Annotated in this window: 17 protein-coding genes; 6 read left to right on the forward strand and 11 right to left on the reverse strand. The window is 69.2% G+C overall.

The window, feature by feature from the left end; genetic code table 11:
* Window positions 1-120: 120 nt before the first annotated feature.
* The 5 genes from AB0J02_RS22945 to AB0J02_RS22965 form a co-directional block, all read right to left on the reverse strand.
* On the reverse strand, window positions 121-468 hold the full coding sequence (locus AB0J02_RS22945) for a hypothetical protein (RefSeq protein WP_363195588.1): 348 nt from the start codon (window positions 466-468) through the stop codon (window positions 121-123).
* Window positions 468-680, reverse strand: coding sequence for an SMI1/KNR4 family protein (locus tag AB0J02_RS22950; protein WP_363195589.1), 213 nt, complete (start codon window positions 678-680; stop codon window positions 468-470). Before AB0J02_RS22950 ends, AB0J02_RS22945 begins: the two co-directional genes overlap by 1 nt.
* A 65-nt stretch (window positions 681-745) precedes the next feature.
* Window positions 746-1,573: a MarR family transcriptional regulator gene (locus AB0J02_RS22955; RefSeq protein ID WP_363195590.1), complete on the reverse strand. Its 828-nt coding sequence runs from the start codon at window positions 1,571-1,573 to the stop codon at window positions 746-748.
* A gap of 188 nt (window positions 1,574-1,761) precedes the next feature.
* Complete coding sequence (locus AB0J02_RS22960) at window positions 1,762-2,712, reverse strand: RNA-binding protein (protein ID WP_363195591.1); 951 nt, start codon at window positions 2,710-2,712, stop codon at window positions 1,762-1,764.
* Window positions 2,713-2,784: 72 nt separating this feature from the next.
* Window positions 2,785-3,759, reverse strand: a complete 975-nt coding sequence (locus AB0J02_RS22965; RefSeq protein ID WP_363195664.1) for a phosphotransferase — start codon at window positions 3,757-3,759, stop codon at window positions 2,785-2,787.
* A 345-nt stretch (window positions 3,760-4,104) separates the two neighbouring features.
* On the opposite strand from AB0J02_RS22965, the gene AB0J02_RS22970 reads away from it, so the two are divergent.
* Both AB0J02_RS22970 and AB0J02_RS22975 read left to right on the forward strand, forming a co-directional pair.
* Complete coding sequence (locus tag AB0J02_RS22970; RefSeq protein ID WP_363195592.1) at window positions 4,105-5,019, forward strand: MBL fold metallo-hydrolase; 915 nt, start codon at window positions 4,105-4,107, stop codon at window positions 5,017-5,019.
* 187 nt (window positions 5,020-5,206) lie between these two features.
* Window positions 5,207-5,701 (forward strand): Lrp/AsnC family transcriptional regulator, encoded by a 495-nt coding sequence (locus tag AB0J02_RS22975; protein ID WP_363195593.1) that lies wholly within the window; start codon window positions 5,207-5,209, stop codon window positions 5,699-5,701.
* A gap of 235 nt (window positions 5,702-5,936) precedes the next feature.
* On the opposite strand, the gene AB0J02_RS22980 is transcribed toward AB0J02_RS22975, so the two are convergent.
* Complete coding sequence (locus AB0J02_RS22980) at window positions 5,937-6,416, reverse strand: TetR/AcrR family transcriptional regulator (protein ID WP_363195594.1); 480 nt, start codon at window positions 6,414-6,416, stop codon at window positions 5,937-5,939.
* Between the two features lie 334 nt (window positions 6,417-6,750).
* Between AB0J02_RS22980 and AB0J02_RS22985 the strand changes: the two genes are divergently transcribed.
* Window positions 6,751-7,899: a serine hydrolase gene (locus AB0J02_RS22985; RefSeq protein WP_363195665.1), complete on the forward strand. Its 1,149-nt coding sequence runs from the start codon at window positions 6,751-6,753 to the stop codon at window positions 7,897-7,899.
* 8 nt (window positions 7,900-7,907) lie between these two features.
* A complete protein-coding gene (locus tag AB0J02_RS22990) occupies window positions 7,908-9,152 on the forward strand; it encodes a phosphodiester glycosidase family protein (RefSeq protein WP_363195595.1) in 1,245 nt (414 codons plus the stop codon).
* 36 nt (window positions 9,153-9,188) lie between these two features.
* Here AB0J02_RS22990 and AB0J02_RS22995 read toward each other — a convergent pair whose 3' ends face one another.
* Together AB0J02_RS22995 and AB0J02_RS23000 are read right to left on the reverse strand one after the other, a co-directional pair.
* Window positions 9,189-9,692 carry a TetR/AcrR family transcriptional regulator gene (locus AB0J02_RS22995; RefSeq protein ID WP_363195596.1) on the reverse strand — a complete coding sequence of 168 codons (504 nt, stop codon included), beginning with the start codon at window positions 9,690-9,692 and terminating at the stop codon, window positions 9,189-9,191.
* 214 nt (window positions 9,693-9,906) lie between these two features.
* Window positions 9,907-10,380 carry a nuclear transport factor 2 family protein gene (locus AB0J02_RS23000; protein ID WP_363195597.1) on the reverse strand — a complete coding sequence of 158 codons (474 nt, stop codon included), beginning with the start codon at window positions 10,378-10,380 and terminating at the stop codon, window positions 9,907-9,909.
* Between the two features lie 133 nt (window positions 10,381-10,513).
* Between AB0J02_RS23000 and AB0J02_RS23005 the strand changes: the two genes are divergently transcribed.
* The gene (locus AB0J02_RS23005; protein WP_363195666.1) at window positions 10,514-11,083 is read left to right on the forward strand and encodes a TetR/AcrR family transcriptional regulator; all 570 of its coding nucleotides are present in this window, start codon (window positions 10,514-10,516) and stop codon (window positions 11,081-11,083) included.
* A 55-nt stretch (window positions 11,084-11,138) separates the two neighbouring features.
* Complete coding sequence (locus AB0J02_RS23010; protein ID WP_363195598.1) at window positions 11,139-11,828, forward strand: TetR/AcrR family transcriptional regulator; 690 nt, start codon at window positions 11,139-11,141, stop codon at window positions 11,826-11,828.
* Window positions 11,829-11,974: 146 nt separating this feature from the next.
* Here the strand turns inward: AB0J02_RS23010 and AB0J02_RS23015 are convergent, their stop codons facing one another.
* The 3 genes from AB0J02_RS23015 to AB0J02_RS23025 form a co-directional block, all read right to left on the reverse strand.
* A complete protein-coding gene (locus AB0J02_RS23015; RefSeq protein WP_363195599.1) occupies window positions 11,975-13,582 on the reverse strand; it encodes an FAD-dependent oxidoreductase in 1,608 nt (535 codons plus the stop codon).
* A 61-nt stretch (window positions 13,583-13,643) separates the two neighbouring features.
* Window positions 13,644-14,612, reverse strand: coding sequence for a diiron oxygenase (locus tag AB0J02_RS23020; RefSeq protein ID WP_363195600.1), 969 nt, complete (start codon window positions 14,610-14,612; stop codon window positions 13,644-13,646).
* 107 nt (window positions 14,613-14,719) lie between these two features.
* The gene (locus tag AB0J02_RS23025; RefSeq protein WP_363195601.1) at window positions 14,720-16,255 is read right to left on the reverse strand and encodes an NAD(P)/FAD-dependent oxidoreductase; all 1,536 of its coding nucleotides are present in this window, start codon (window positions 16,253-16,255) and stop codon (window positions 14,720-14,722) included.
* Between the last annotated feature and the right edge of the window lie 26 nt (window positions 16,256-16,281).

Below are 16,281 nucleotides of genomic sequence, written 5' to 3' on the forward strand. Positions count from 1 at the left end.
CTCCTGCTCCTGCTCCTGCTCCTGCTCCTGCTCCTGCGCGATGACATCGAGCTGCCGCTCGGTACGCTCCAGCCACCTCCGGTACCAGTGCGCGAAGTCGTACCCGGACGGCTCGATTCCTCAGTCTGCCGGCCTCAGGTCCTCCCAGATGGCACCCCGGTTCGGTCCCAACATGACCAGCAGCGACGCATACCCGCATTCCTGCTCGCTGAGAAACACCGCGCCTGCCTCCTGGGCGTCACTCAGCTCCTCGTAGCGCGTGTTCCAGGCCACGTACGCGCGGTGGAACGCGTCGTCGGCCTCGAAAGCGTCCTCCTCGGGCTCCTGCGTCTCGAGCGAGTCGAGCTCGCTTTGCAGTGCCTCGGCCACGAAGGGCCGTCCGGCGAACTCGGCGGTGGTCGTCTGCGCGGGGACGGCAAGTCCGATGCCCCGCCATTGCCACCCGGCGTCACCCGAAATCGGCGTCATCAGACCGTAGTCGGGACACAGAGCAGAAAACTCCGGTACTGGACCGGCAGGCTGACACCCAAGTCGGCTTCCAGAGCTGCCAGTTCGTCCTCGCCCATGACCGGGCCGAGCCGAAAACCGTGGCTCGGCGCCCCGAAAACCTTGTGTGCTCCGGGGTGTTCGGCCAGCTGGAGCACCCGCTCCCTCACTCCCACCCATATGTCCTCGGTCATGGACACACGTTGATGAAACATGGAGAACCTCCGCGTGGGAGTTTCACGGGCCCGGCCGCTGCCCGTCACCGCGATCCCGCGGCCACCAGCGTCGCGGTGATGGGTTCGAGCCCGGCGGCCAACTCGTCGAGCTCCACGGGAGACAGAGCGTCGTACGGCGGGGCAGCGAGTTCGTCGGTGAGGGCTTCGATGCGGTGCTTGGTCTCTCGGCCGGCATCGGTGAACTGACCGTCGGTGTCGATCAATCCGCGCTCGCGCAAGCCGTCCATGACCGCGGCCAGCCGCTCCTTCGGCAGGTGATGGATGCGTCCGAACGACTCCGCCGGGTGGATGCCCTGCGCCAGCGCGGAGAGGACATGGGCCTCCGTGCCGCCGATGCGCGCGCCGACGAGTGCGGCGATGTGCCCGTCGCCGCGGTGCTCGCGCAGCATGGTCGCGGAATGCCACAGCCGGGCGACCGGGTCACTGGGCACCGCAAGGGTGCGCATCCCGGCGTACATCACCCGGCCTTCTGCGGGCGCGTTCGTCGCGGCTTTGGTGGTCAGGTCGGCGACGCGCACCAGACCCGGGGAGCCGGCCAGCTCCGCGCCGAGGATCCGCCGCAGGGAGGCCGCGCTGCCCCGCTCGCGCGCGGCGACGGACGCCTCGGGCGGGATCGTCTCCCACGCGCTCGGGATGTGCCGGGCGGCCTCCCCGTCGGCGAAATTGTAGAAGGCCGCGTGCACGACCTGCGCCGACACCCGCCCCAACGGCGCCGCGCGGCTGGCGAAGTAACCGTCCCAGTAGGTGCGGTGACCGAGCGCGGCCAACTCCTCGTTGCACTCGTCAGCGAAGAAGGTGACCAGGCAGATCGGCTCCAGGAGCTCGAACATGCGACGGGCGGCGTGAGTCATGGCCTACATCATGCCTGCGGTCACACCCAGTGGAGCGGTACGGGCCGCAGGCAATTTCATGCGAATCACGCACACCCGGCGTGTGTGTTCCACGCCGTGCTCACCTCACCGGACTTACATCGCAGCCATGCTCTCCGATCTGCCTGTCTCCGATAGATCCGGGGCAGTCAGGGGCGCCGTGCGCCGAATCACCAACGGGCGCGCAGTATGCCGTCGTTGTCGGGCAGGACGGCGCGGAGCAGGGGATGACGGTCGTCTTGTGTGAGGGGCAGGGCGCAGGCCGCCCGCGCGTCCGCCGTCGAGGCGGCGAGCTGCTGGTACTCGGTGTCGTCGACGACTGCGTGCCGGAGCGTGCCGTCCGGTGTCTCCCAGACGAAGTCCACGGAGCTGTCCTCGGGCAGCGCGGCGAGGACCGCGTCGACGTCGGTGCTCAGGTCGGGCCACACGGTCAGCAGGGCGCGCGGACCAAGGCCGGCGCGTACGGCGTCGAGGGTGTCGTTCGTGAGCCGGTGCCAGCGTGTGGCGTTGAGGACGTAGGTCTCCTCCAGGAGAAGTGACTGTCGCGCCGTCAGTTCCGTGCCCACGTCTGCCCAGAAGGCCTCGTCGGCGGCTGGTTTCTCGTCCTTTTCGTCGAACTCCGCCGCGTAGGGGGAGGCGGTCAGTCGCCGCGGGAACAGACCGAGCTCGCGGGTACGGGCCACTGCGTCCTCGCAGGACTGGTCGCTGCCCACATACACGTACTGATCCCATCCGACGTGCACCGTGAACACGTCCCCGGCCTCCAGTCGGCACCAGGCGCCCTCGTCGCGGAGCATGGCTCTGACCAATTGCAGAGCGACCGGGAGGGAGACCTCGGCGCCGTCGTGGTAGCCGGTGAGGTCGGGCGGGAAAAGCCCGGCGAGGCCGTGTCCCTCAACCGGCGTTTCCAGGCCGAAGTTGACGAAGCCGGTGACCTCGGGCTCACGGATCTCCAGCCGGTCGATGCCCGAGGACCGCGCGAACGCGGCGATCGCCTCCAGGTACGCCGCTTCGACCGGCCCATGGTCGCTCACCGTGTCCTCGGGCCCCACATAGTTCCCGCGCTCATCCGCATCGGCAGGGTCGTACTTGGTGATCTGATGGACAAACGATGGCGGCACGCTGCTCCCCGGACGGTCACAAAGAAATACCAGCGTAGTCAGCACACGCGGGTCTGGGTTTTACTCGGGTATTCAGTCGCGGACCAGTTCCAGCGCCTGCTTCAGGTTGTGCTCGGCGATGCCCACCATGAAGGCGCGGTCGGGAAAGTCGCCGTCGAGCAGCCTCATCGGTCCCGCCGTCAGCGACAGTCGCTGCGCGAGCATGTAGAGAGCGAGCCGGTCCTCGTCCAATCCGTCCACTCCCAGCGGCCGATAGGCCTCGTGCAGGCGGATTCGTAGAAACACGTGCTCCCACTCGACATCGAAGTACATCAATCCCTCGATGTCGATCGTCACCGGATTCCCGTCCGCATCCACCAGCACGTGGTCGGGCCCCAACTCGCCGTGTACGACCGCGTACTCGGCGCGCGGCCGCACCGCGGCCGCCAGGCCCAGCAGCCGCTCCTCCAGCCGGTCGCGGGCGCCCGCGATCCTCGGGTCGCGCGAGGCGGCCTCGTCGAGGTCCCGTAGCGCACGGTCGAGAACCACTCCCTCGCACGACGTACCGCGCGACGTTCCGCCACCGTCGACCACAGCCACTTTCCCGTACGCCCGCGCCCGGTGGTCCCGCATCGCCTCCAGCGACTCCGCGAGCCGGGCCATGACCGGTGCGGCCGCGCGCGGATCGCGCGCGAGCAACTCCTCCAGGCTCTCGCCCCGAAGGTCCTCGACGATCGCAAGGTCAGCCGGGTAGTGGGCACCCTCGTGATCGACGAGACGGATCGCCGGAACGCGGACACCGAGCGCCTCCAGCCGCGCGTGCGCAGCCTCGAACAGGTCGAGCCCGAGGCCGGGCGAGAACGGGTCGGTGAGGTCGTCATCGCCCTCGGCCGCCGGCCAGTAGTTCTCTGCGTCGTCCCAGAGGTAGGCGATCGCGGTCGACGCATCGTCCATCGCCAGGCGGTACACGCCCTTCTTACTGCCGCCCGCGACTCGCTCGACGGCCTCCAGCCGCCGTCCGCCGCCCAGCGCGGCCCGCGCCGCACCCGCCAACCGCTCCCGCGTCACTGTCCTGGGTGTCACGCTCCGAACCGCCTCTCCGCCCCGACAACTCCCGCACCGTACGGGAGCATCGACGTGCAGGCGATCGGTTGTCCCGGCTCCGAACACGCCGCGCCGGCCGGCGGTCCCGGCCGCACAGGCGCCGCTCACATGCGCAAACGTGACCGATGTGGCCGCTCCGGGGCAGCTCTTGGGCCGATTCTCGGCGCGATCGGTCGGCCGAGGCGGGGGCGGGGAAGCGGGGGGCTGTCACAAACCAGGGTGCCGTCCGGTCCTAAGGGATGACTGAACGGTGTGACCCATGGCGCCGTCGACGTCTTCGGTCAACGCTCTGCCAGAGGAGAGAACAACATGAGCCAAGTCAACATCGCCCACCCCGGTGCACCGAGGCATGACGAATTGGTTCCATCGCGCTACGCGCTGAAGGTCGGCGACATCGATGTGATGGTGATCAGCGACGGGGTGCTTCCGATCCCCGCCGTGACGATGGCCACCAACGCCGCCACGGCCGACCTGTCGGCCTGGCTCCGAGACCAGTTCCTGCCACCGGAAACGCTCGACTGGCCGCTGAATGTGGCTGTGGTGCGCAGCGGCGGACGGACCATCCTCGTCGATTCCGGGCTGGGGACGGAGTTCCCGGGTTTCCCGCGGGCCGGACAGCTGGCCATGCGACTGGACGCCGCCGGGATCGATCCCGCGTCCGTGACCGACGTGGTACTCACCCACTTGCACATGGACCACATCGGCGGGCTGCTCGTCGAGGGGTTGAGGGGCCGGCTGCGCCCGGACCTGCGGGTCCACCTGGCGTCCGCCGAGGCCGAGTTCTGGGAAGCACCCGATTTCTCGCGCACCGCCATGCCGACACCGGTGCCGGACGTGCTGCGAACGACCGCGGCGCGGTTCCTGGACGTGTACCGCAGCCAGTTGCGGCCGTTCGAGAAGGAGTACGAGGTCGCGCCGGGGGTCATGATCTGTCGCACCGGCGGTCACACCCCCGGCCACAGCATCATCCGCCTGGAGTCCGGCGGTGACCGGCTGACGTTCGCCGGCGATGCGGTCTTCCAGCCCGGGTTCGACTGCCCCGACTGGCACAACGGCTTCGACCACGACCCGGAGGAGTCGGCCCGCGTCCGGGTCCGTCTTTTGACGGAGCTGGCGGAGCGGGGCGAGCAACTGGTGGCCACGCACCTGCCGTTCCCGTCCGTCTGCCGCGTGGCGGTCGCCGGGGACGCCTTCCGTTTCGTACCGGCCGTCTGGGATTACTGAACGTACGTGGATCGGGGCCGGCGCGTGAGCAACAGGTGAGAAGCCGGCCCTGATGCGTAGCCCTGGTGGTGGGACGAGCAGGGCTGGGCGGTGCCCACTTCCCGTGCTGTGGGCACCGCACCGGTCGGGGCAATAATCCGGTAGGGCCATCCATCTGCCGAACTTCGTCTGGCATACGGTGGATCTCATGGAACTTGACGCACTGGACCGGGCGCTGCTGCGGGAACTGCAGAACGACGCACGGCAGACCAACCGCGACCTGGCGGCCAAGGCAGGAGTCTCGCCCTCGACCTCACTGGAACGCGTCAGGCTGCTCCGCGATCGCGGCGTCATCACCGGCTACCACGCGGCTCTGGACCTCGACGCCGCCGGCCGGCCCGTCCAAGCGCTCATCTCGGTACGCATCCGGCCTCCCGCCCGCCCGGTCATCGAGGGATTCCGCGAGTGGGCCGCGCGGCTGCCAGAGGTGATCGGCCTGTTCGTCACCTCCGGCGCCCACGACTTCCTCATCCACATCGCCGTCCCGGACGTCGACAGCGTGTACGCCTTCGTCATCGACCGCCTCACCGAACGCCGCGAAGTCGCCGACGTGCAGACCACGATGGTCTACGAGCACGTCCAGTCCCGCTGTATCGAGCCGACCAGCCCCGATCGGCCCCGCTCCGCACGCAGAACCCGCTGACCGGGAACATCCCTTCGCCGGGCCCTCGCCCCGTACCGTGTTCCGCAGCCACATCGACCGGAGACGCAGAAGTCGGCCGACCGGAAGTCCGCGCTGGAGTCGAAGGCCGTACCGATCGTCGCCTCCTGCATCCGACTGAGCCTCGCCCGAACCTTGGCGGCTGCCGGCCCCCGGAACACGGCCCTCACCCTGGTGGCCGAAGCAGTGGCATGACCTGCGATTCGGGAGCGCGCGTTCAGCTCGCGGTCGCGTGCTTGGTCAGTGCGTCCATGAAGAGGTCGACGAGCGGGCGGGCTTGCTCCTTGGTGCCGTGCCGCACGGAATAGGCGATGCCACCCATGAGGAGCAGGACGTTCTCGGGCGTGACGTCGGTGCGCAGGGTGCCGTCTCGGGCGGCGTCGGTGAGGAGGGCGCGGCTGTCGGAGTACGGGTCGATTCCGGAGACGATGACCGCGTTGAGACCTTCGGACATTCCCCTCTTTGCCGTGGCGTAGTGGATGAAGTGTTCCATCCACAGCCGGGTCGCCTCGGCGGCCGGGTGCTGGGCGAGGAGGTCGTTCACCTTCTCGCACACCTGGGTGGGCTGGCGCCGGTAGGCGGCGTCGATGACAATGCCGTCGGCCGGACCCGGCACCACCTGGAGACCGCCGACGACAGCGCCTTCACCGGCGATCCCGCCAGGCTCGCCGCCGCCATCTACGACACCACCCGCCACCCGAGCCCGCCCTTGCGCCTGACTCTCGGATCCGACACCTACAGCGCAATAAACGCGGCCCTCACCGAACGGCTCACCGCGCTCGAAACCCAGAGGGAACTTGCTGCATCTGTCGCCTTCACCCACTGGCCTCTCCCCCACCCGCACGACACACCGGAAAGCCTCGTCGTAGGGCCAGGGCCAGGGTCGCGACCGATACCGCGGGAAGCCGGCAATGAACTCGGGGCGGTGATGGAGCTGTTACTGCCCACCCGGGGAGCCCGCTGCTTTCACATCTGGACTAGTTCCGATAGCGCCGCGCACTGCCCGCTCATAGGTTTCCGCCATGCCCGAAATGCATGCACATTACCGAAGCTTGACTTGGCGTCACCTGACCGGGACCTGCGCTGCCGCGGCTGTCCTGCTCGTCCCGCTGCCAGGACCTCAAGCTTCGGCTGCTTCACCCGCGCCACAGACCTCGCACCATGCCGGTCCGGCCGCCCCTGCGGCGCCCCGCGTGTCGGCGCAGTCCTGGATCGTGACCGACGCCGATGACGGGCGAGTCCTGGCAGCGAAGGACGCCCACCGCCGCATGCCACCGGCGAGCACCCTCAAGACGTTGTTCGCGCTGACGGTCCTGCCCAAGCTGTCAGCCTCCGCGGTGCACCGTGCTGCCGCTTCCGATGTGGCCGGTGTTGCCGCGGGGAGCAGCCTGGCCGGTGTGCACGACGGCACCCGCTACTCCGTCGCCGACCTGTGGCGCGGAGTCTTTCTCGCCTCCGGCAACGACGCCGTGCATACGCTGGCGCGCATGAACGGCGGGCCGGCCCGCACCGTCGAGGACATGCAAAGGACCGCCCGGCGCCTCGGTGCCCGCGACACCGAAGTCCGCTCCCCCGACGGTTTCGACGCCCCCGGCCAGTACTCCTCCGCGTACGACCTGGCACTCATCGCCCGCGCCGGGATGAAGAATCCTGACTTCCGGCACTACATGGGAACGAAATCCGCCCGCTTTCCCGCGACCGGCGGACCGGACTCCTTCGGGATCCAGAACACCAACCGGCTCCTCGTCGGCTCACACGGCGTCACCCCGTACCCCGGGCTGATCGGCGTGAAGAACGGCTACACCTCGAACGCCGGACACACGCTCGTCGCCGCCGCACAACACGGCACGAGAACCATCCTGGTCACGCTCATGAACCCGCGGAGCGGATCCGCCAACACCGTCTACGACGAGGCACGATCCCTGCTCGACTGGGGATTCGCCGCCGCTCCTCACGCCCGGCAGACAGCCCTCCTCAACGGCGCTCCGCCCAAGCCCCTCTCAGCACCCGCCAGCGGGCAGAGCCGCGCGCCTGGTGTGCCACCGCAGGCCGGCACACCAGGCGACGAGGACCGGTTCGATCACCCTGCGGGTCTCGCCCTCGTCGCACTGGCCGTACTCGCGTTTCCTCTCGCCCTCCTGCGCGGCCGCCGCAGACGCTCCCGCCAGAGCGAGGCATAGCCGTCCCCATGGAACAGCGCCGCGCAACACCTCTGCCCACCCGCAACGAGAAGAGCCTCGCCATGCCGGACGCCACGCCCCCGACCCCTGCGGTTCCACCCGGCCCGGACGGCCAGAAGGACAAGAAACGGAACGTTGGCCGGCTGCGGCGTCACCCGCTGGCCGCCCGGGCCGTACTCGCCACCGGCGTCCTGGCCCTCAGCACGCTCGGCTGGTCCTTGAGCGGCGCTCTCACCTACCCGGGTGATGACAGCACCGCGGCACGCCTCGCCGGCTGGGCCCGCGAACACCACATGGGCACCGTCGTCGACCAGTTGGAGAACGCCAAGTACAAGATGGACCCGCCCAAGGTCGGCGGCTCACTGCCCCAGGACGCTCTGGACCGGATGAAGAACGTGCCCGCCGCTTCCGCCGCCCCGGCCAGTGACGTGCGTCTGCGGCCGCCGATGAAGCCCCTGGTCTCCCCCGCCCTGAAGGGTGAGGGAGTGTGGCGGACCCTGGCCAGTGCTCACGGCCGCCCCCTGGTCCAGGGCACCTACGTGCGTCCCGACGGCGAACACACCTCCTACCAGGCCGCCATCGCCTGGATCAGCGCGAACCACACCCGCTTCCAGCTGCATCCCGGACTGCGCGAACCCGGGGGCTCGTTCACCACCCCGCCCTCCATCCCGCCGGGCTCCCGCACCGGGCTGCTGGCCACCTGGAACGGCGGATTCAAGATCACCGACGGCGGCTCCAACGGCGGCTTCTTCCTCGACGGCAAGACCGTCGGCGAGCTGCGTGACGGTGCGGCCTCCGAGGTCTTCTACCGCGACGGCTCCATCAAGATCGGGGTCTGGGGCCGGGACGTACGTATGACGCCGGACGTGGTCGGCGTGCGTCAGTGTCTGGAACTCATGGTGGACCAGGGCAAGGTCGTGGACGACATCGACGACGACAGCAAGTGGGGCGCCACCGACCAGTCCCGCATGTTCGTCGAACGCTCCGGCGTCGGAGTCACCGCCCGGGGGGACATCATCATGGTCGTCGGCCAGGCCCTCAGCGCCCCCACACTCGCCCACCTCATGCGGCAAGCCGGCGCCGTACGCGCGATGCCGCTCGACATGAATCGCGCCTGGCCCTCCTTCATGAGCTACGACGCACGCCACAACGCACACAACCCCGCACCCGCCAACATCCTCGACTTCGAGAACCCGCCCACCCGCTACTACCACCAAGCCACCCGCGACTTCGTCGCCGTCTACGCACGCTGACCGGACTGCGAGCAGCTGCCCGGCGAGCCGACTCCACTATCCGCGGCGCCAGTTGAGCAGCGGTACGTCGGCCGCAGTGTGCAGAGTCGCAGCGGGCACTCCGTCGCGCGGCTGGGTGGAGAGCCCCAGGAGGAAGCTGTGGATCATGGTGGTCACGCCGTCGACGTCGGCGTCGGTATCGAGTCCGCCCGCGGCGAGGACCCGTTCCACGCAGGCCTTGATGCGCACCCGGTCCGCTCCTCGCCGCTCCGCGACAGACGCGCGTACTCCGACGCGCTCCTCCCCCGGTGCCCGCATCGTGCCGGACAGGGCGATCAGGCAGCCGGTGGGGCGGGACGAGTCGGCCTGCGTGTCGATCGAGCCGTGCAGCAGGCCGGCCGCTGCCTCCCGAGGGCTGAGTGTCGTGTTCTCGATGACGTCGACGGCGCCGCCCGGCCCCGTCCTGCAGTGGTCGACGACCTGCTTGAACCGTCCCTCTTTCGAGCCGAAGGCGCCGTACAGACTCGCGGATGACAGCGAGCGGTGGGAATCACACGGCACGGAGGACCGGAGGTTCTCGAGCCGGCGGAGGCCGCCGTCCCTTGCCCGGATCGCGGAGCGGTTCCTGCGGGAAGCATCCCTCAACAGCTGCGAAGCATGTGGTGCCGGCGGCATCAGCCGTAGGCAACGCCGCTTCTTGAAGAGCGCGCCACTTGTGTTGGCCCGGGTGCACAGTGGCCGCAGAGCAACCACCACGTGCTCGCTGCGCACCCCCTCAGAGGCCGAGATCGCTGAGGCCGGGGTGGTCGTCGCCGCGGCGGCCCAGCGGCCAGAAGTACTTTCGCTCGGATGCGGCGATCGGAAGGGTGTTGATGGAGGCGTGACGGGTGCGCATCAGGCCGTGTTCGTCGAACTCCCAGTTCTCGTTGCCGTAGGACCGGAACCAGTTCCCGGCGTCGTCATGGTGCTCGTAGGCGAAGCGAACGGCGATGCGGTTGCCGTCATGGGCCCACAGCTCCTTGATCAGCCGGTAGTCGAGTTCGGTGTTCCACTTGCGGGTCAGCAACGCGATGATCTGGTCTCGGCCTGTCGCGAATTCGGCGCGGTTGCGCCAGCGGGAGTCCACTGTGTAGGCCAGTGCCACCTTCTGCGGGTCCCGCGTGTTCCACGCGTCCTCCGCCAATCGGACCTTCTCGACTGCGGTCTCGCGCGTGAACGGCGGCACCGGGGGGCGGGGCTCGTCAGCCATGTCGACTCAGTTCCTTAAAGCTCCGGGACTCACCGAAGGTGTGGTGAGCTGGGGAAATCTCCGCGAGAACGACCGTTCTCGGTCTTCGCTTGCTAGCGTAGAGAACGTTGGTTCTCCAGGCAAGAAGGCGCAGATTGTGGATCGGGACGAAGCGGTACGGGAGCGGGTGCTCGACGCAGCCCAGAAGCTGTTCTACGGCCGGGGTATCCAGGCGGTCGGGATGGATGCGGTACGCAACGCCTCCGGGGTGTCCCTCAAGCGCCTCTACCAGCTCTTTCCCTCCAAGGAGGCGCTCGTGCTGCAATTCCTGCGGCAGCGGGATGCGCGCTGGCGGCAGACACTCACCGATCATGTCGAGGCGCAGCCGGCCCCCGAAGAGCGCATCACCGCGGTCTTCGACTGGCTGCACAAGTGGTTCTCCGAGCCGGGATACCGCGGGTGCGCCTTCATCAATTCCTTCGGTGAGATGGGCGCGGTCTCACCCGATGTCGCCGCGCAGGCCCGACACCACAAAAGGGCCTTCCACGACTACCTCGCCCAGCTCGTGACGGCAGCTGGGCGGCCCGCCGAACTGGCCGATCAGCTCGCCCTCCTCGCCGAAGGAGCGATCACCACCGCAGCCGTCTTCGGTACGCCCGAACCCGCACACCAAGCACGCGCAGCCGCGCGCCTCCTGATGCACGCGCATCCCGGCGCGGCCTGAGCGTCAGACCGACGACGCTCGCTCAGTGCGTTCCGGTGGCCGATAAACTGGCGGGATGGCGGACAGAACCGGCGGCGAGCCGCAGATCGACGGGCGCTCCACCCGCTGGGACGAGCACAAGGCGCAGCGTCAGGTGGAGTTGGTGGACGCGGCGGTCGCGCTCATCGAGGAGGAGGGCGCGCGCTTTCGCGTGCAGCGGCTGGCGGAGCGTGTGAATCTGCCACGGTCCGTGCTGTACCGGCACTTCAAGGACCGTGCCAATCTCGACGAATTGATCCGCCGGCGGGTGGTGGAGTCGTTCATGCGGCGGATGGAGCCCACGCTCACTTTCGACGGGACGATCGAGGAGGCCGTGCAACGCGTGGTGGGCGCGCATCTGGACTGGGTGGCACAACACCCGCGCCTGTACGCCTACATGGGCGTCGGGGAGCACTCGATGGGCGACGGGTCGCTGGTGGCGGACACCAAGACGGCCATCGCGCTGATGCTGAGCGAGCGGTTCGGGGACGTGCTCAAGGCGCTCGGGGTACAGGAGGCGCCGATCCGCTCGGTCGCAGTGGGGATCGTGGGCTTCGTGGACACCGCGGTCGACCAATGGGTGCGCGATGCCCAGCGCGAGCAGTCCGAGGAGGAGTTGCGCGCGATGCTGTGCCGTTCGGTCTGGGCGGTGCTGGACGCGACGCTGCGGGACTTCGGCGTGGAGCTGTCGCCGCAGCAGCGGGTGGCCGATCTGGAGTGGGCTTGAGCACGCTTGAGAGGGCTTGTATCAGCACGTGCTGACCTGACTTCCGAGGGGACGGGGCACGGGCTGCTCCCCTGATCCCCACGATGTGGCCTGTGAACCCGGCGGTCGTGGTCGACTGCCGGGTCCGGTTGCGGGTGTCCTGGGTGTCAGCCGCGCGCTGCCGTGGTGGCCTGCGCGGCTCGGTGCAAGGACTCGGTGTCCGTGAACTTGACGCGGGGACGGCCCGTCGCCTCACCCGCCGTTCGTTCCGCGCGGTCTATCGCGCGCCAGGCGTCCAGGCCCAGCGCGTCCACCGCCGTGCTGACGCCGCGCGCCGGCTGCGTGAGCCGGCCGGCGGCGACGTCGTCCAGGAGGGACTCGACCGTCTCGTGGGCGCAGGACTTGTTCGTCCCGATGAAGCCGGTCGGTCCGCGCTTGATCCAGCCCGCGACATAGACGCCGGGCTCGACCCGGCCGCCCTCGTGGGGGACGGTCGCGCTGTCCTCGTCGAAGGGCAGGCCGGGAACGGGCCGGGCGCGGTAGCCGACGGAGCGCAGGACGAGGCCGGTCTCCAGGGTCTGCGTGTCGCCGGTGGGCAGGGCGCGGACGGTGCCGTCTTCGTCGGTGTGCAGCGCGGTGTTGGTGATCTCCAGGGCTTGTACGGAGGTCTCGCCGGTGAGCCGTACCGGGCTGGTCAGGAAGCGCAGGACGATACGCCGACGACCCTGGACCGGGGTCCGGTCGGCCAGTCGCGACAGCAGCCGGGTCTTCTCCGTGGCGTCGGGGTCCAGGCCGTCGGGCCAGCCCTCGACACTCACGTCCACGTCCTTGAGGGCGGCGAGCGCGAGGAGTTCGGGCATGGTGAACGCCGCCTGGGCGGGTCCGCGCCGGCCCAGGAGGACGACCTCGCGGATCTTGCTGCCGCGGAGCGCGGTGAGCGCGCGGTCGGAGATGTCGGTACGGGCCAGGGCGTCGGGGTCGGCGGTGAGGATGCGGGCGACGTCGAGGGCGACGTTGCCGTTGCCGATGACGACAGCGCGTTCGGTGTCCAGGGGGTGGTCGTCGTGGGCGTGGTCCGGATGGCCGTTGTACCAGGCGACGAAGTCCGTCGCGGAGGCGCTGCCTCGCAGGTCCTCGCCCTCGATGCCGAGGCGTTTGTCGGTCGCGGCGCCGACGGCGTAGATCACGGCGTGGTGCTCGCGCCGGAGATCGGCGTGGGTGAGCCGGGTGCCGACCTCGACGCCGAGGCGATACCTGAAACCGGGCTGGGACTCGATCGTCCGGAAGAGCCGGCTGACCTGCTTGGTGTCCTGGTGGTCCGGCGCGACGCCGGCCCGCGCCAGACCGTACGGCGTCGGGAGCCGGTCGTAGACGGTGACGCGCACGCCCGGGTGACGCAGCAACTCGTCGGCGGCGAAGAGGCCGGCAGGCCCGGCGCCGACGACAGCGACGGACAACTCGGCCGTGGGGAGGCTGCGTTGCCGCGGCACGACGTACATGGGCGTACGGTCGCTGTGCGGATTCTCTTTGTAGTAGGCGGCGTTCAGCTCCACGAACGGCAACTCCCCCTCCGCCAGAGCCGTGTGAGGCTTGAGCGCGTCGACCGGGCAGGCCGTCGTGCAGGCGCCGCAGTCCACGCAGGTGCGCGGATCGACGTACAGCATCTCGGCCGTCCCGAAGCCGGGCTCCTCCGGCGTGGGGTGGATGCAGTTGACCGGGCAGGCCAGCACGCAGGAGGCGTCGGCGCAGCAGGATCGGGTGACGACGTACGGCACGGTCGGCTGGTCTCCGTTCGGGGAAAAATGGGGGGAACGCGGTGCCAGGGCCTGCGGGCGCTCAGTCGGTGTGCAGAGCGGGCTCGCCACGGAAGCGCGCCGGGCGGCCGTCGATGCGCAGGGCCTTCCAAACCGGGCGGGACACCTTGTTCATCAGGCCGATGTCATCGGCGAGCATCCGTACGTCGGAGAAGAGGTCGTGGAGCATCTTCTGGCCGGCTTCGGACTTCCAGAAGACGTCCTTCACCACCCAGGCCGGGATGCCGACCTCCGCGGCGGACTTCCGGTCGGGGATCATGATGACGTCGCACAGGATGCGCATGATCAGCGGGAAGAGGACGGACAGAGCGCCGCGGCGGGCCTTGCCGAAGCGCGGGACGCGCAGGCGCAGGAACTCGTGGGCGAAGGAGATGTGCCGGGCCTCTTCGGCGATGTGGATCTGCATGATCCGCTGCGGGAGGGGATGTACCGGCTCGCCGCTGCGCAGGGCCGCCTTCTGCAGGTGGTCGATGGGCTCTTCGCCGGCCAGGATGCCGGTGAAGAACGCCTCGGGGTAGAGGGAGCCTGCGAGCGGCAGGAAACGGCTGACCCTGCGGAACCAGCGCTTTCCGCCGGCGGTGTTCACGCCGGTGCGGTTGACCAGCTCCTGGAACATCTGGGTGTGGTGGGTCTCTTCGGTGATCTCGTGGGTGAGATACCTGAACTCCTCGTTCCGGTTGCCCAGTTCGTAGAGGTAGTCCAGCGCGCCGCGCATGAGGATGTTCTCGAACTGCATGCCCACCTTGGCGATCACCGCCCAGCGCCAGATCCCGATGCGGATCTGTGTCTCGAGCGGCTGCTCCTGGTACCAGGGGTGGGCGCCGAGGGCGTCCGCGGAGGTGAGCACCCAGCGTGGGTCGCCGGTGTCGACGGCGAACTCGGGGTCGTCCCACTTGATGTCGATGAAGGCGTTGAAGTTGACGTTCACTGAGCCCTCGGACAGGGTCCGCAGGCGCTCGTCGTAGAGCTTCCTGGTCAGGTTCGCAGTCATCTTCGTCCTCGGTTGTCTGCTCGGCCGCCAGGGGGGAGGCGGGTGCGCGGGCCGGTGCGATGGGGCGGTGGTGCGAGGGTGCGGGGGTGGTCTTACGGGCCGAACGGTCAGGCGGCGCGGGGCGATTCCTGGGTGTCGGCGGCGATGTCCGTACCGGACGTGCGTGCCGACTGCGGCGTACCCGCCGTGTCGAAGCGCAGGGAGTTGTCGTCGATGGGGGTGTCCCTGAGCAGGGAGCGGTCGCGGTAGTAGTTGTTCCACAGCCGCCACGGGTCGCGGGTGCCCTGGCGCGGCATGACCTCGTTGGCCCGGGCGATGTAGCCGGAGGTCAGGGCCTCGCCCATGACGGAGAACTCCGAGCGGTCGCCGCCGGTGGCCAGCGGGGTGGCGATGTCGTGCCCGTGGCGCCGCATGTGTGCGAGCAGGCGGGCGGTGTAGGCGGCCGCCAGGTCCGCCTTCAGGGTCCACGAGGCGTTCGTGTAGCCGATGACGAGAGACATGTTGGGGACGCCCTCGAGCAGGACGGCCTTGTAAAGGACGCGGTTCTTGACGTCCACCGGACTGCCGTCGACAGTGAGTGCCATGCCGCCCAGGAGGCGGACGTTCAGGCCCGTGGCGGTGATGACGATGTCGGCCTTCAGTTCCTCGCCGGACTTCAGGCGGATGCCTTCGGCGGTGAAGGTGTCGATCTGGTCGGTGGCTATCGATGCCTTGCCGCTCTTGAGCACCTTGAACAGGTCGCCGCCGGGGACGACGCACAGCCGCTGGTCCCAGGGCTTGTACTTCGGGCTGAAGTGGCGCATGTCGACGCCCTTGCCTGCCTGGGCTCGCACCAGGCCGAGGAGCGCCTTGCGGGCGAGGCGGGGGTACTTGCGGCAGAATGCGTAACTCCCGCGCTGCAGCGCGATGTTGCGGGCGCGGACGACCTTGTGCGTGAGGCGGGCGGGGGCGCGCAGCTTCTGCAGGACGAAGGTGAGCGGATCGACCTCGGGCAGCGCGAGGATGTACGTGGGCGAGCGCTGCAGCATGGTGACGTGTGCGGCGTCGTCGGCCATCGCGGGCAGCAAGGTGATGGCGGTGGCACCGGACCCGATGACGACCACGCGCTTGCCGGTGTGGTCGAGGTCCTCGGGCCAGTGCTGCGGATGGACCAGGGTGCCCTGGTAGTCCGCCTCGCCGGGGAACTGCGGGCGGTAGGGGTTGTCGTAGTCGTAGTAGCCGGTCGCTCCGATGAGGTAGCCCGCGCTGTACGTTTCGCGTTCGCCGGAGTTCTCGTCCTCGACCTCGACCGTCCAACGGCCGGTGGCGTGCGAGAAGTCGGCGCTGATCGCCCGGCGGTCGAAGCGGATGCGTTCCAGCACGCCGTCGTCGGCCGCGGCGTCCTCGACGTACTGCCTGATCTGCGCGCCGTCGGCGAGGATGCGCGCGTCGCGCCACGGACGGAAGCCGAATCCGAAGGTGGGCATGTCGGAGTCGGAACGGATGCCGGGATACCGGAAGAGGTCCCAGGTGCCACCGGCGCGGGTGCGGCGCTCGAGCACGACGAGTGAAGCGCCGGGGTTGTCGCGCTGTATGTGGCATGCGGCGCTGATGCCGGATATTCCGGCGCCGATGACCAGGACGTCGACGTGCTGCTGCTCCATCGCGGAGGGTCCTCACTCTCACTCGC

The organism is Streptomyces sp. NPDC050264 (genome assembly GCF_040655895.1).
In the GTDB taxonomy this organism is placed as follows: Bacteria; Actinomycetota; Actinomycetes; order Streptomycetales; family Streptomycetaceae; genus Streptomyces.